14 protein-coding genes are annotated in these 14399 nt (G+C 49.2%); 3 read left to right on the top strand and 11 right to left on the bottom strand.

Annotation, left to right across the window (positions count from 1 at the left end):
* Nucleotides 1-13 precede the first annotated feature (13 nt).
* Both E0496_RS19015 and E0496_RS19010 read right to left on the bottom strand, forming a co-directional pair.
* On the bottom strand, nt 14-1033 hold the full coding sequence (locus E0496_RS19015) for a LacI family DNA-binding transcriptional regulator (RefSeq protein ID WP_141503440.1): 1020 nt from the start codon (nt 1031-1033) through the stop codon (nt 14-16).
* A 198-nt stretch (nt 1034-1231) separates the two neighbouring features.
* Entirely contained in the window at nt 1232-1597 is a 366-nt protein-coding gene (locus E0496_RS19010) for an ArsR/SmtB family transcription factor (RefSeq protein WP_139990464.1), read from the bottom strand.
* A 353-nt stretch (nt 1598-1950) separates the two neighbouring features.
* Between E0496_RS19010 and E0496_RS35640 the strand changes: the two genes are divergently transcribed.
* Nucleotides 1951-2112: a hypothetical protein gene (locus E0496_RS35640; protein WP_161601488.1), complete on the top strand. Its 162-nt coding sequence runs from the start codon at nt 1951-1953 to the stop codon at nt 2110-2112.
* Between the two features lie 48 nt (nt 2113-2160).
* Complete coding sequence (locus E0496_RS19005; RefSeq protein WP_141503439.1) at nt 2161-2805, top strand: metal-dependent hydrolase; 645 nt, start codon at nt 2161-2163, stop codon at nt 2803-2805.
* Between the two features lie 117 nt (nt 2806-2922).
* Here E0496_RS19005 and E0496_RS19000 read toward each other — a convergent pair whose 3' ends face one another.
* Both E0496_RS19000 and E0496_RS18995 read right to left on the bottom strand, forming a co-directional pair.
* Entirely contained in the window at nt 2923-4407 is a 1485-nt protein-coding gene (locus E0496_RS19000; RefSeq protein ID WP_141503438.1) for an amidase family protein, read from the bottom strand.
* 172 nt (nt 4408-4579) lie between these two features.
* On the bottom strand, nt 4580-5518 hold the full coding sequence (locus E0496_RS18995) for a DMT family transporter (protein WP_141503437.1): 939 nt from the start codon (nt 5516-5518) through the stop codon (nt 4580-4582).
* Nucleotides 5519-5630: 112 nt separating this feature from the next.
* Here E0496_RS18995 and E0496_RS18990 point away from each other — a divergent pair, with 112 nt between their 5' ends.
* The gene (locus E0496_RS18990) at nt 5631-6983 is read left to right on the top strand and encodes an aminotransferase-like domain-containing protein (protein ID WP_141503436.1); all 1353 of its coding nucleotides are present in this window, start codon (nt 5631-5633) and stop codon (nt 6981-6983) included.
* A gap of 3 nt (nt 6984-6986) precedes the next feature.
* On the opposite strand, the gene pruA is transcribed toward E0496_RS18990, so the two are convergent.
* From pruA to E0496_RS18955, 7 genes are all read right to left on the bottom strand, one after another.
* Entirely contained in the window at nt 6987-8534 is a 1548-nt protein-coding gene (gene pruA, locus E0496_RS18985) for an L-glutamate gamma-semialdehyde dehydrogenase (RefSeq protein ID WP_141503435.1), read from the bottom strand.
* Nucleotides 8535-8588: 54 nt separating this feature from the next.
* The gene (gene rocF / locus E0496_RS18980) at nt 8589-9494 is read right to left on the bottom strand and encodes an arginase (RefSeq protein ID WP_141503434.1); all 906 of its coding nucleotides are present in this window, start codon (nt 9492-9494) and stop codon (nt 8589-8591) included.
* Nucleotides 9495-9499: 5 nt separating this feature from the next.
* The gene (locus E0496_RS18975; protein ID WP_141503433.1) at nt 9500-10711 is read right to left on the bottom strand and encodes an ornithine--oxo-acid transaminase; all 1212 of its coding nucleotides are present in this window, start codon (nt 10709-10711) and stop codon (nt 9500-9502) included.
* A gap of 272 nt (nt 10712-10983) precedes the next feature.
* Nucleotides 10984-11949 (bottom strand): phosphotransferase family protein, encoded by a 966-nt coding sequence (locus tag E0496_RS18970; RefSeq protein WP_141503432.1) that lies wholly within the window; start codon nt 11947-11949, stop codon nt 10984-10986.
* 23 nt (nt 11950-11972) lie between these two features.
* Nucleotides 11973-12860, bottom strand: coding sequence for a DUF2167 domain-containing protein (locus tag E0496_RS18965; RefSeq protein ID WP_161601487.1), 888 nt, complete (start codon nt 12858-12860; stop codon nt 11973-11975).
* Nucleotides 12861-13040: 180 nt separating this feature from the next.
* On the bottom strand, nt 13041-13334 hold the full coding sequence (locus E0496_RS18960) for a DUF6509 family protein (protein ID WP_141503430.1): 294 nt from the start codon (nt 13332-13334) through the stop codon (nt 13041-13043).
* Nucleotides 13335-13456: 122 nt separating this feature from the next.
* The gene (locus E0496_RS18955) at nt 13457-14389 is read right to left on the bottom strand and encodes a manganese-dependent inorganic pyrophosphatase (RefSeq protein WP_139990453.1); all 933 of its coding nucleotides are present in this window, start codon (nt 14387-14389) and stop codon (nt 13457-13459) included.
* Nucleotides 14390-14399: the final 10 nt, after the last annotated feature.

Raw genomic sequence — 14399 nt, 5'->3', positions numbered from 1 at the left:
TTTTGTCGAAGCTTTATCCATTCGAAGGCATCGCACTGCTGGCACGCAATTGCAAACGGGTCGGCAGCACGATTTTTTTCGAAATTTCACGTTTATGTGCCATCCGATCAGCAAGCAGCTCCACCGCAGTCTCGCCCATATGCTCCATATGCACTTTAACCGTCGTCAGCGGCGGCTGTAGAAATTCAGAAATGGCAATATCGTTAAAGCCGACAATCGATACCTCTTGCGGTACGCGGAGATTAGCTTCATGAAGTGCGCGAAGCGCCCCAACCGCCATGGAATCATTTTCGATAAAAAACGCAGTCGGACGATGTGGAGCACTAATCGCCTTCTTCATGAGCATGTAGCCATCCTCCGAATATAAATGATCGCCCGTAAAAACATATTCGGCATGAAACAAGCCCCGTTTGGACAGCCACTCCATAAAGACCAGCTCGCGCTCGTCTCTTACTCGTTTGTCATTTACTTTATTATGCCCACCTATATAACCAATGGCTGCATGGCCAAGCCCTACTAGATAATCAAGCACCTCGAACACAGACTTTCTCAAATCGATCACAACGGAATCAAAACGATTGTCATCCGGCGTCGAATCGACGAAAACAATGTTTTCAAAGCCTTCGGGAAAGCAATCCAAGTCCTCTTTCTCGAAACGGCCAATGGCAATGATGCCATCCAGAGACTCGCAGGGCAATCCTTTGTTCCCTGTATTCCCATGTACAAAAAATTTGACCAACTCAATTTGCCGCTGAAAGCATTCACGTTCAATGCCTAAACGAATCGCCAAATAATAAGGATCGAGCATTTCCTCCTGATCCGAATACCAGTTCACCAGTCCAACCTTGTAACGCTCTTTGACGACAGTTCCGTTGCGCTGGCGAAGCGTTTTGTAGTTAAGCTCCTGAGCAACCTCAAAAATTCGTTTACGAGTTTCATCCGCGACTGAAATGCCCGGATCATAATTCAGCACCCGCGATACGGTTGCAATCGATACCTTGGCTTTCAGCGCAATATCCTTAATGGTGGCCATTGTACCGTTCCCTTCTGAATGCACTTGTCATCAATCTAAAGCTCAAAAGCATACGCTATCATGTAAGCGATTTCCGCAAGATAAGTAAAATTATATATTATTTTTACTAAAAATCAAGCGATTTTTATAACGTTCCTGTCGCATATAAAAAAGGCCACCCAAGGGATCATCTCCCTGCTGAGCAGCCTTCGCCGATTATTATTCATGCTTCAAATGCTGAAGCGTCAGTAAAAAAATTTGCTCTACGTGATCGTCGTCAAGTGAATAATAGACGGTCTTGCCAACCTTTCTACGCTTAACAATTCGCATGTTCCGAAGCAGCCGAAGCTGGTGGGAAACGGCCGATTGGCCCATTCCGAGCACTTGCGTGAGATCGTGAACGCACAGCTCCGATTGAACGAGCGCATGGATCATTTTCACCCGCGTCGGATCACCTAGTGCCTTAAACAAATCAGCTAGTTGGAGAGCGGTAGTCTCCGGAATCAATTTACTGCGTACATTCTCTATATTGACCTCCGAGCCTGCGCAAGAATCATCGCATGCTGCGGCCATTTGATTTTCCATCATTATCCCACCAACCCTATATGTCCTAAAGCCTATTATAACATGTAATTCATAGCGCTGCTCATTGCCGCAATTAAAGGATACAGCTTTGCAGCAGACGCATGACACAGACAGATTCGTTAGCCGGATTCTCAACCCTTGCAGCTCTCCGGCACCCCAAGTAATTTTACGTGTTCGCCTTCCTTGCCTCTTGTCTTTCCATTATAATGATAAAAAAACAGTTGCCGCTCTGGCGGCGCAGCGCGTTTCATTCCGAGAAATATAGAGAAAGGATGGCGAAATGATATACTTTCCTATATTTTAAGAAATTCCATCGCCCGGCATGGCACTTAGACTGGAGGTTCTATACCCACATGCTTACATTGAAAGAAAAGCTTTATCTGCTCCAATTGCTTAAGAAGCAAAATCGGAAGAGACTGTTCAGCTTCGGAAAAAAAGACCCGTCCCACGACCAGCTAGTAGAGAAGCTTGAACAAATGATTCGCAACGAGCAGGTCAACCGTGAACAACTATAATCGACTGCCATAATTCACAATTACGCATCGTCAGTCACAGGAGGAACTATGACAGGAAAGACCCATCTCGCCATTGGAGCTGCCGTAGGGGCAGCGGCCTCTGTATATTACCCCTTTTCCTTAGAAAATGCCGCGTTGTATATAGCGGTTGCCGGTTTCTCCGCGCTGAGCGCCGATCTCGACGGCCCAAGCATGCTAAGCAGCAAGCTTAGCAAAATATCCAAGCTGATCCGCGAATTCACCCTTTGGTCAGGCATTTTGCTCGCCGGCATCATTTGTTATTATTTTTTTACCGATCGATCGCCTTCCCCTTTATATATAGGTGTTGCAGCTGCTGTCTTCCTTCTTGGACTTGTCGCCAAGCAGGGTGTTATCCGAAACGTGCTCGCCAGCACGGTTGGCTGCATCGTCATGTATGCGGGTTATTATTACCAAATGAACTGGCTCATTGGCTTCGGCCTTTTTGCCGCATGGGTACCGTGGCTTAAGCATCGCGGCATGACCCATACGATCTGGGCCGTACCGATTTGGGGAGCCATCGGCTGGGGGCTCGAAAACCAGCTGCAAGTGGAAGGCGTAGCCATCGTTGCCATGCTCGGCTACCTCTCCCATCTTATTGCCGATACCCTCACGCCTAGCGGCGTGAAATGGCTCTATCCATTAACGAAAAAATCATTTAAAATTCGGCTGTAAACCGAATCTAATGAAAACAGGCGCCAGAGCGGCTGGGGAGGTTATCCCCTGTGCTGCCTGCGCCTTTATTTTGATAACTCTACTTTGTCTTATGTGGACATTACCTTGCTAAACCATTTAGGAGAAAGCTTCAGGAGCCGCGCGGTGTCTCGTCGCCTGCTCGAAACCGTACGCGATTTTGATCAGGGTCGGCTCACTGAAGGCGGGACCGATGAATGTGATTCCCTGCGGTCCCTTGGTCGAGTAGCCGCCCGGCGCAATGATTCCATTGTCAGCAAAGCCGCCCGGTACGGTAATAACCGGATACCCTGCTCTCGCTGCAAGATCGTCGCCTTCATCGCAGCCAAAAAACAATAAAGCATCCAAACCATGCTGCTCCAAGGCAAGATCAATGCCTAACCTACCCGCCAGCTCTTGGTTTCTGGCTTTGCTGTCCAAATACTCCTGCTCGGTCAGCGTACCGCTGGTTTCCTCTGCCCAAAGCAGCGTCCCCTGCCCATACTTCAAAGCAACTTCCGCGTGGGCTTCATTATAGGCTATCAGCTCTGCTAGGGAATGGATGGGTACGGATTCATCCAATGCTCCCAAATAGTCATTCACATATTTTTTAAACTCATAGCGCATCACATCCCCGTCCCACTTCGTCTGCTCACACGCAAGCTCCACCGAATCAATGATTGACGCACCAGCATCCTTCAACATGGTTATGGCCGCTTCAATCACCGCAAGCCTATCCGCGTCCAGATGCCCATAATAAAAACGCGGAACGCCAATCCGTGCCTGCTTAATAAATTCAGCATCCAAAAATGGCGTGTAATCCTGATAGGCATACTGCGCGCCTGGCACAGTGACCGGATCATGTTCATCCGCACCCGTTAACGCACCAAGCAGGATAGCCGCATCCGCTACCGAACGCGCCATAGGCCCCGCGGTATCCTGGCTATTCGTAATCGGAATAATGCCGGTACGGCTGACTAGCCCGATCGTTGGTTTAATGCCTACCAAAGAGGTTTGGCAAGCCGGGCCTATAATCGAACCGGAGGTTTCCGTTCCTACAGCGGCAGCCGCCAAATTTGCCGCTGTTGCCGCGGCAGAGCCTGAGCTGGAGCCTCCGATAAACAACTCTCCGGGCCCATAAGGATTAAGCACTTGCCCGCCTCTGGAGCTGTACCCCGCCCACATCGTGCCAGACATAAAGTTAGCCCACTCCGTCATATTTGCTTTGCCAAGCAATACAGCCCCAGCTTTGCGTAACTGAGCCGCTACAAACGAGTCACGGGATGCCACGGAATCCGCTAGCGCCAGGGAGCCCGCACTGGTATGCATTTTATCGTGGGTATCGATATTGTCCTTCAACAAAATAGGAATGCCGTGCATTCGTCCTCTGCTTCCACGCTCCAAACGTTCTATATCCAATGCTTTTGCAATCGCGACTGCATCCGGGTTAATTTCCATGACGGAACGAAGCTCCTTATCATAAGCCCGAATCCGTTCGATATACGTTTTAGTCAACTGTTCAGAGCTTAGTACGCCCGCTTCCATAGCAGACTGCATACTCCTAATATCCGCTTCTATAATCCACTTATCCAAATCGATTGCCATACCGCCGCACGTCTCCCTTGTCCATTGACTCCAAGTGCATGTATCTGCATCATGAAGATGATGATTCTCCATTGAGCATATCCCAATTGATGGAAGATGTCTTCGTAAAAAACAGTTATAACCAATCTTGGCTTGTTCACTTTAGCCACCCATGCCCTATTTCTGACGCAGCTCAAGAGGTGGCACGCCGCCCTTTTCTTCCCGCTGCGTTCGCGCCTAATACGCCCACTATGATGACTGCCGCACCTACAAAATGATAATAAGCCAACTGTTCATTCAAAAAGATAAAGCCGCCGATAATCGAAACGAGCGTAGCTAGATGATTAAACACGCTAACTTTAGACGCCTCCAGCTTCGACAAAGCGTAGTTGCTGAGCAGACTGGATACGAGTGAGGATAATACGCCTAGATACAAAATGGAAATCAAAAATATCGGATGAGCAAAAGGTGTAAAATAATGACCAAGCGTCCCTTCAGCCAGATGACTGCCGACGGCCATCAGGTTAAATACAAGAAAGCCGATTGCCGTCATCACATAAGTCATGGACATAACCTTCATGCGCGAAGCAAGCCTTCTTGCCATTACGCTATAACCTGCTAAGGAGAGCGCGGACAAAAGAATAAGCAGCGTTCCTTTGACATTCGCTAGATCAATTGAGCTTCCTTTCATGACAAATATGAAGATGACGCCGGCAACGGAGAGCAGGGTTGAGAGCCTTTGCAGTTTGGTCGTCCGCTCCTTTAAGAAATAGGCTGCTGCAACCATGGTGAAAATCGGCACTGTCGCATGGATGATGCCTGCTTCCGCGGAACTCGTATATTGCAGTCCATACGCTTGAAAAGCAAAAAACATCGACGGATAAAAGACGGCGAGCGGAAGAACCGTTAGCAAATCTTTTAAGGTTAGCTTTAGTTTGACCCAGCCGAAGAGCACAGGTATCGTTGCCGCAGCAAAGGATATTGTAAAGCGATGAGCAAGACTGTCTAGCGGGCTTGCGACGGTTAAAGCCAATTTACCGAATAAGAAGGAGAGACCTACGATAATGGAATAAATGATGATGGCTGAATAGGCCAAACGTTTGCCTTTTGAATCAATATTAACGGTTTTCATGATGCGCCTCCTGATCATACGATTGTAGCTCTATCGTATCTTCCCGCTCCACATGCTACAATGTTCAAAAAAGTCATCTGTACCGATACAGATAACCGAAGGAGGCTGCCCCATGTATGTCTATTTAAAGCTAATGAACGAACTAGAACAATTAATATCGGTGCAGCCGTATAAGGATGGCCAGAAGCTTCCTTCCATTCGCACGCTTGCCGCGCAGTTTGGCTGCAGCAAGAGCAGCATCATCAAAGCGTTGGACGAGCTTGAGAAACGACACCTCATTTATGCGATGCCAAAAAGCGGCTACTATGTCGTCAAACGCGCGGATGCTGTCGACTTCGCGCCTAACGGTATCCTCGATTTTGCCGCCTCTGCCCCAGATCCTGCTCTGTTTCCTTATTTGGACTTCCAGCATTGCATTAACAAAGCGATCGACACTTACCAGAAGGATTTATTCATTTACGGCACCGTCAAAGGAATGGACTCCCTGATCGATATCGTCTGCAAGCAGCTGGCAGGCTACCAAGTATTTGCGAGCGAACGGAATCTGTTTGTGGTGTCCGGGATCCAGCAGGCGCTGTCACTACTGGCCGCTATGCCTTTCCCGAATGGAAAGGAAAAGATTCTGATTGAGCAGCCAGGCTATCATTTGTTCATTGAATATTTGGAGACGAGGGGGATTCCGGTCATTGGCATCAAACGAACCTCCACTGGCATTGATTTCGATCGACTGGAGCAGCTGTTTCGAACGGAGGATATTAAATTTTACTATTCCATGCCCCGGTTTCATAACCCGCTTGGCAGCTCTTTCACCAAAAAAGACAAACAGCAGCTGGCTAAACTGGCTGACAAATATGATGTATATATCGTTGAAGATGACTATCTGGCGGACTTTGAGCAGGACAGCAAGGCTGATCCTATCTTCGCTTACGATGGCTCGTCCCATGTCATTTATTTAAAAAGCTATTCCAAAATTATTTTCCCCGGTCTGCGGATCGGCATTGCCGTCATACCCGATTTGCTCACCCCATCCTTCCGTTTGTACAAAAAACAAAGCGATATCGACAGCTCCATGCTGTCTCAAGCCGCGCTGGAAATTTATTTGCGAAGCGGCATGTTTGACCGTCACCGCTCCAAAATACGCAGCCGCTACAGCGCCAGAGCCGCATGCTTGGATAACGCGCTTGCAAATGAGGCATTACGCAGCAGAGGTTTAATGGTCTATCAGCGCCCAAAGCAGCCTATTATTCATACGCATGTCACACTTGACCGTACGGTTTCAATGCCACGGCTCATCCAACGGCTCAAGGAAGAAGCCATTCTCATCGAGTCGATAGAACGTGATTATTTGACTGCGTTTCCAAAGGAGAACCTATTGAAGCTAAATGCTACTAATGTCGATGAAACGGAGATCGAGCGGGGAATTGAACGGATTGGCATCATCCTTGCCCAATCCGTCCGCATTTAAAGACTAAAACCTTTCGGATACCACTTTGGCTTGCATAAAGAGCAGCAAATAATCTCGTCCGCCTGCTTTGGAATCCGTACCCGACATATTAAAGCCGCCGAAAGGATGTACGCCCACCAATGCGCCCGTACATTTGCGGTTAAAGTACAGATTGCCTACATGAAATTGCTCTCGGGCCTGCTCTAGTCGGCTGCGGTTCCGCGAGATGACCGCTCCCGTTAAGCCATATTCGGTATTGTTGGCGATATCAAGCGCCGCATCGAAGTTGTCGGCTTTGATAAAGGCCAATACGGGACCGAATATTTCCTCCTGTGCGATACGCGCATTGGGAGCTACATCCTTAATGATCGTTGGTTCAATGAAATAACCGCTGCTGTCCCCGATTTTCCCGCCATGCACAATAACACCTTCGCTTCGGCCCACCTCAATATATTTTAATATGCTCAGATACGCCCTCTCGTCAATAACCGGACCTATATGATTACCCTGCTCACTGGCCTTGCCCAGCTTTAACAGCTTCGTACGTGCCACTACCTTCTCGATAACCTCATCATAAACAAGCTCATGTACGACTGCCCTTGAGCATGCTGAGCATTTCTGCCCTGAATAGCCGAAGGCGGAAGCCGTTATCGCATCGGCGGCCAGCTCCAGATCCGCATCCGCATCTACAATGATCGTATCCTTGCCGCCCATCTCGGCAACGACGCGCTTTATCCATTTTTGGTCCTGCTGGGTCTGTGAGGCCTTCTCATTAATCCGAAGCCCGATCTCTCTGGAGCCCGTAAAACAAACAAAACGGGTCAATGGATGCTCGACCAGAAAATCGCCTACTTCACTGCCTGCTCCGGGGAGAAAATTAACCACGCCGTCAGGCAGACCTGCATCCTCCAACAGCGCGACAAACTTGGCTGCAATGACTGCCGTCGCACTCGCAGGCTTCACAACGACCGTATTGCCCGCAACGACTGCTGCCATGGTCATCCCTGCGAGTATTGCTAGCGGAAAATTCCATGGCGGTATAATAATACCGACCCCAAGCGGAGTGTACACAAGCTCATTATCCTCGCCAGCCAGCGCAACGAGGGGCTGACGCTCTGACAGCCGCTCCATCTCGCGGCCGTAATATTCAAGAAAATCAATCGCCTCCGCGGTATCGGCATCGGCTTCGGACCAGCTTTTGCCCGCTTCGTAAACGAGCCAGGCGGAGAACTCATGCTTGCGCCGCCGCAGCAAAGCTGACGCCTTATACAGCACCCTCGCTCTTGCCAGAGGCGCTGTTTTCTTCCACTCCTCAAAGGCAGCCGCTCCCGCCAAAATCGCCTTATGAGCAAGCCCGGTATCCGCTTGCGATACGATGCCGACCAACTGCTTCACATCGGATGGATTGATTGATTTGCGTTTTTGTATCGTCTCTACCCAATCTGGGCCGATCTTCAGCATGTATTCCTGTCCAAGCTCCGATTCTACCTTACGCAGCGCCTCCTGAAACGCAACGATATGGTCCGTAATTGAGAAATCGGTAAAAGCCTCATTCTGAAATGGCTCCCGCATGGGCGTACTCCTCCTGTCCATTCGAATCACTTCAAGCGGCTGCCGCAGCCATCGTTACAAAATCTGATCGCCAAGCAGCGTGCCGATGAGCTCTACCGCAAGCTTAGCTGTCTGATCATGATGATCGAGGCTCGGATTAACCTCAACCCATTCTGCCGACGTAACAAGCCCCGACTGGTATAGAAGCTCAAGCGCAAGATGCGCTTCACGGTAGCTTAAGCCACCTTTGACCGGCGTTCCTGTACCTGGTGCTTCGATCGGATCGATGCTGTCAATATCGAAGCTGACATGTACGCCATCCGTTGTTTGCGCCAACCGCTGAATTACCTTTTCCATCACCTTAGCGATACCCAGGCGGTCGATATCATGCATCGTATAGCAAGTAATGCCGAGCTTGCGGATAAACTCCTTTTCGCCTGTATCCAGCGACCTTGCTCCTATGATGACTACATGTTCCGGTTTTATTTTGGGTAAGATGCCTCTCAAGCCCGTCAGCAGCGGAATGCCTCTTCCGAGACTTATGCCCAGTGACATGCCATGAATATTGCCAGAGGGACTCGTATCCTCCGTATTCAAATCCGAATGCGCATCGAACCATAGAACCCCAAGATTCTCATAATGTCCAGCCAGTCCCGCGACCGTTCCGATCGAAATGCTATGGTCACCGCCAAGCACGAGAGGGAAATCGCCCGACGCTACAATATCCGAGATGCGCTCCGCAAGCTGACTGGCAACCTCATGCACATCGGACAAATGCTTGGCATTGCCTGCATGAATCGGCAAGGGAGCCGCGGGCAAGGACACCGCCTCCGCCAAACGGCAGACAACTTTCAACTCAGTCAGTTTTTCTAAAAGGCCTGCGGCATTCAAAATATGAGCCGGACCGAGCTCCGTTCCTGCAATGCCTGCCCCTTTCCCGAAGGGGACGGCCACAATCGCTACCTGTTGCTGCTTGCTCATCGCTGTCACTCCCCTGCCATGGCGTTAGTCGCGAAGACAGCTGCTATTCGTTCATAAGCCCAATCTATCTCACTCTCTGTAATGACTAGCGGAGGAGCCAGCCGAATGACATAATCATGGGTTTCTTTGCAGAGCAGTCCCTGCTGCATCAATTGCTCACAATAAGCTCTTGCTGGTACCGTTAGCTCAAGCGCAATGAACAAGCCGCGTCCCCGAATTTCTAAAATATCCGGATGCGCGAGCCCGGCCAGCTTCTCCATCATGTAGCTGCCCAGCCGAAGCGAGCGTGCAGCAAGCTGCTCCTCCTCGACAACCTCAATCGCAGCGATGGCAACCGCACAACTGAGCGGATTTCCACCGAAGGTTGAACCATGAGAGCCTGGTTCAAAGACGTCCATGACCGTTCCGTCAGCAGCGATCGCCGACACCGGCAGAACTCCGCCACCGAGCGCCTTGCCCATAATATAAATGTCAGGGGTAACCCCTTCCCAATCGCAAGCGAACCTACGGCCCGTGCGGCCGAAGCCGGTTTGAATCTCATCCGCAACGAGAAGCACCTTCTCTTCTTTGCATAGCTGTGCCGCAGCAGCAAGAAAGCCATCCGCTGGAATCCGAATACCTGACTCACCTTGGATCGGCTCGAGTAGGACAGCTGCGGTATTCGGCTGAATTGCTGCTTTTAATGCAGATAAATCCCCATAAGGTATCATGCGAAAGCCAGGCGTGAACGGGCCAAAGCCTTGACGGTACGCCTCTGTTGAGGAGAAAGAGGTAAGCGTCACCGTCCGCCCGTGAAAATTGCCTTCAAAAACGATAATTTCCGCTTGATCCTCTGAGATGCCTTTAATTCGGTAAGCCCAACGCCTTACCGCTTTAATAGCCGTCTCGACCGCTTCCGCTCCTGTGTTCATAGGTAGAATCCGCTCTTTGCCCGTGTATTTGGCCAGCTTCTCACAGAACGAGCCTAGCAGTTCGTTATGAAAAGCTCGCGAAGTGAGCGTAACCTTGCCTGCCTGCTCAATCAATGCCTCCATAATGCGCGGATGACGATGCCCTTGGTTCAAAGCCGAATAAGCGCTAAGCATATCCATGTAGCGCCTGCCCTCCGAATCCTGCACCCAAACGCCCCCTGCGCGGTTAATGACAATCGGCAGGGGATGATAATTATGGGCGCCATACTGCTCCGTCTGCTCAATATCCTTGTGTGCCCTGTTCATCTCCTGCTCCTCTCTGCATAGTTTTGCAAAAAATAGCTGTTTTTGAATGTTATGCGGCACGCTGCCGACTCATAACAAAAGGGTCGCTTATCGCATCCATTATCGTAAGTTAAATAAGTTGAACTAACCATTTGGGTTTTGGTCGCTGCGCGAGCAGATCATGATATAGAAGCTTTAAAGCAGCCTGCAAAAAAAAGCAGCGGCCACCATATCCATGGCACCGCTGCTAACGATAATTGCTATTATTTCCTTTTACTTCGTCCTAGACGGAGCTATTCAAAGCTGACTTCCAAAAAACGTTTCCAGCCTTGCTCCATATTCTCAGCTGCCCATTTCAGATGATTAAGATCGTCATACTGGCGGAAAGGACATTCAATCAGCAGGATAAGATCAAGATACAAATCATAGAGCGCTCTTCTCCCCCGCTGCTGCGGCGTCAGCTCACCCATCCCATACCCTTCCAGAAAGGAAGGAGAGCCATTGAAGTGGCTAAAATAATGCTCCATCAGCGGGTCGCCCCATAGCGCGCGCTCAAAATCAATGATTCCCTCCACCGCTCCATCCTTGATGAACACATTGCCATCCCATAAATCCCAGTGCAGCAGTCTCGGGTCTGTAACCTCATCCAATACGTCTAACCGAAGCGCGACCTCAGATCTGATCGCATCGTATGCTGCCGGGAGACGAACGCCTTCGCTCTCGCCGTCAGCAAGAATGCCGAGCAGCAAGCGATGAAAGCTCTCTCTCCATGAAGCGCTAGCTTCTTCATCAGCCGCATAAAGGCCAAAACGCTCTCCCCGAATTTGATTCAGATGACGGTTATAAACGCCAAGCTGGTAATCGATCTGATTGCGCTCCTGCTCGGTCAAGCTGCCCTTTACTTTATTATAAGGCTCACCATCCAGCTTCTCCATGATAAAATACTCACAGTTCACAAGAGATTCCGAAACATCATGGGCATATACAGATGGAACCGGCACAGTGCCTGCCTGTTTCACAAGCTTCAGCACCTCGACCTCCGCCTTCATCAGTCCCTGCTCATAGCTCATCAGCTTCGTTCCCGCAGGCGGAGCCGCCTTAATGATGACCGAGCGGCCATCCTCAAGCTCAACCAGATAGGCCGCATTGGCCCATCCATCCGTCAGCTCAGTAGCCGCCGTTGTCACTTGATTGAAGGCTTGCCCCGCAATCGCATTTAATTCGTCCCCAGTCAGCTTGCGTTTAATTACACTCTCCATCAGAGGTCAACTTCCTTCCATGGTTATTGAGGCGTATCCTGATTATTCCCCTCGTAACCGCCGGCCTTTGCCGCTTCCCTGCGGCGTTTAAACCAAGACCAAATAGCAGCAGGAATTGCAAGGAGAACGAACCAGAATTTTTTGAGAAGCAAAGCTCCCGCTACAAGCAACCCTGCTTTCTTAGCAGCAAGCAAGCCCGCTCCTCCTAATATCAGACCCGTCAAGCCATACTCGGACACTTTATCCGTTTCTTTATTAAAATCAGTGTAAAGCTGCCCGCCCTTAACGGTAAAGTTAGGCAAAATAAGTGTATTAAGCGTTTGAACATCTTGATCCAACCGTTCCGGATCCGTTACTAATAGCGTAGAGATATAACCTTGGCGAGTCAAGGTTCTCACGTTGTAATTAATGATAGGATAGCCTTCGCTGTCTTTGGCTTCGAGAGCCCAAACGAGCGTACGATCCGCTTCATTGTAATAAGGCTCTGTATGCCATCCCGTCACATACAAGCGGTCTTCTTCCGCAAGCTCCTTATTGGACTCTTCGGTTCCTTCCTTATAGCTTTTGAGCAGCTTGTCCCCGTCAATTTTGTCCTTTTCCTTGTCGGAGATATGACCCACTTCTTCATATTCGAACAGAACAAACCAGTTTTGGCTATCATCTGCCGGGAATACACTCCCGAGCTCCGTTCCATACCAATGATTGCCTATGTATTCCTGAATCGTTTTTGTATCCGCCTTGTTTAAATAAAGCAGCGATTGATCCAGCTTAAGCATGGCCATGTCTTCCACCTGCACCGCTTTGCCGCCTTCAACCCAATTTACCTCCGGCGAAGCTTCGGTAGCATACGCCGTTGTTGTCAGCAGCAGCACAGCCGCCAGCAAACCCACCATCATTTTGAACATCTTCATCATAATCCTCCTGCTATCTTTTAAATTTCCCTGATTCTTATCATTTCTTGTCGAAAATGACAAATTTTCAAGTCATATGTGAGTATATTAGCATAATTCCGAAAAAATAGAAGGGGTTTTATGGAAAAAAATGCAGAAAAAAATAGGACACAATCATTTGTGCCCTACTTCGTCTTATGGCTATTCGGTCTGGCTATAATGCTCCGAACAAAATTCGAGTACCATCTTTTCTTCATCTTCCTCAAGCTCAAAGTCAAGATAAGTGTTTGTGGTCATCGTTAGAAACTCGTATTTGGCAATGCGCGGCCCACTCTCCTCGATGACATAAATGACCCGCAGGGAAATGCCCTCCTCGTGATCAAGCTCATCATCCTCGGGGATCTCCAGGTCAAGCACCATCTCATATCGCTTGCCGGATAAGATGCCAAATGGATCTTTAACCAGTTCACTGCTGAACTCCTTGATTGCAAACATGCCGTCCGCTCCTTCTTCGTTGTGCGATTATCCAGCTCTAGTATAACATCATAACAAAAAAACAGCCCGAAACTTGCAAGCAAGCTTCAGACTGCTTCTGCCAAACGGTCAAGCGGCTTTTCTTACAGACTGCTAAGTGTTTCTGTAAGCACAGGAACGATTTGCGATTTGCGGGAAACAACGCCCTTCAATACCGCTTTATTGTCGGACAAAGTCACGTTGTAAGCTTTCTCTACCGCATGAGCTTGAGCGCCGAGTGCAAGAGCTACGGAATCATTGTTCAAAATATCCGTAACAACAAGCACGAACAGGTCAAGGCCTTTCGTTGCGATAATATCCGTAAGAGCTGCTTCAAGCTCAGCCTGACGGGAAAGCACATCGTTTGTATCCACCGCGTTCACCTGTGCAATTTCAACTTTATAGCTGCCCATCGCAAATTCTTTCGCATCAAGGGAGATCAATTGAGCAATGGTTTTGTCGCTTAGGTCTGCGCCTGCTTTAAGCATGTCAAGACCATAGCTTTCCGCATTTACGCCAGCAATTTCAGCAAGCTCGCGAGCTGCTGCAACGTCTTGTTCTGTGCAGGTTGGCGATTTGAACAGCAAGGAATCCGAAATGATAGCGGACAGCATCAGACCAGCAATTTCCTTACGGATTTCTACGCCGTTCTCTTTATACAATTTATTCAAAATCGTCGCTGTGCAGCCTACTGGCTCAGCGCGGAAGTATACCGGGTGGCTTGTCTCAAAATTAGCAATACGGTGGTGGTCGATAACCTCGAGAACACGTACTCTATCGATATCGTTTGCGCTTTGTTGACGTTCGTTATGGTCTACCAAAATAACCGTATCTGTCTCGTCTGCAACATTCTCAATCAAACGGGGCGCAGCAATACCGAAATAATCAAGCGCATATTGCGTTTCACCGTTTACGTCCCCAAGGCGAATCGCCTCAACGTCAGCACCAAGCTTTGTTTTCAGCTCAGCGTATGCAATCGCTGATGTAATTGTGTCGGTATCCGGGTTTTTGTGCCCGAAAATAAGCGTTTTAGTCATTTTGGAGTAC

This window comes from Paenibacillus luteus, from assembly GCF_006542765.1.
GTDB classification, from domain to species: domain Bacteria; phylum Bacillota; class Bacilli; order Paenibacillales; family Paenibacillaceae; genus Pristimantibacillus; species Pristimantibacillus luteus.
This window is presented reverse-complemented; position numbering and strand designations above follow the sequence as displayed.

Coding starts and splice junctions, on each gene's coding strand:
- E0496_RS19015 (WP_141503440.1), bottom strand. CDS start 1,033: ATGGCCACCATTAAGGATATTGCGCTGAAAGCCAAGGTATCGATTGCA.
- E0496_RS19000 (WP_141503438.1), bottom strand. CDS start 4,407: ATGGCAATCGATTTGGATAAGTGGATTATAGAAGCGGATATTAGGAGT.
- pruA (WP_141503435.1), bottom strand. CDS start 8,534: ATGCGGGAGCCATTTCAGAATGAGGCTTTTACCGATTTCTCAATTACG.
- rocF (WP_141503434.1), bottom strand. CDS start 9,494: ATGAGCAAGCAGCAACAGGTAGCGATTGTGGCCGTCCCCTTCGGGAAA.
- E0496_RS18960 (WP_141503430.1), bottom strand. CDS start 13,334: ATGTTTGCAATCAAGGAGTTCAGCAGTGAACTGGTTAAAGATCCATTT.
- E0496_RS18975 (WP_141503433.1), bottom strand. CDS start 10,711: ATGAACAGGGCACACAAGGATATTGAGCAGACGGAGCAGTATGGCGCC.
- E0496_RS18955 (WP_139990453.1), bottom strand. CDS start 14,389: ATGACTAAAACGCTTATTTTCGGGCACAAAAACCCGGATACCGACACA.
- E0496_RS35640 (WP_161601488.1), top strand. CDS start 1,951: ATGCTTACATTGAAAGAAAAGCTTTATCTGCTCCAATTGCTTAAGAAG.
- E0496_RS18965 (WP_161601487.1), bottom strand. CDS start 12,860: ATGAAGATGTTCAAAATGATGGTGGGTTTGCTGGCGGCTGTGCTGCTG.
- E0496_RS18970 (WP_141503432.1), bottom strand. CDS start 11,949: ATGGAGAGTGTAATTAAACGCAAGCTGACTGGGGACGAATTAAATGCG.
- E0496_RS19005 (WP_141503439.1), top strand. CDS start 2,161: ATGACAGGAAAGACCCATCTCGCCATTGGAGCTGCCGTAGGGGCAGCG.
- E0496_RS18990 (WP_141503436.1), top strand. CDS start 5,631: ATGTATGTCTATTTAAAGCTAATGAACGAACTAGAACAATTAATATCG.
- E0496_RS19010 (WP_139990464.1), bottom strand. CDS start 1,597: ATGGAAAATCAAATGGCCGCAGCATGCGATGATTCTTGCGCAGGCTCG.
- E0496_RS18995 (WP_141503437.1), bottom strand. CDS start 5,518: ATGAAAACCGTTAATATTGATTCAAAAGGCAAACGTTTGGCCTATTCA.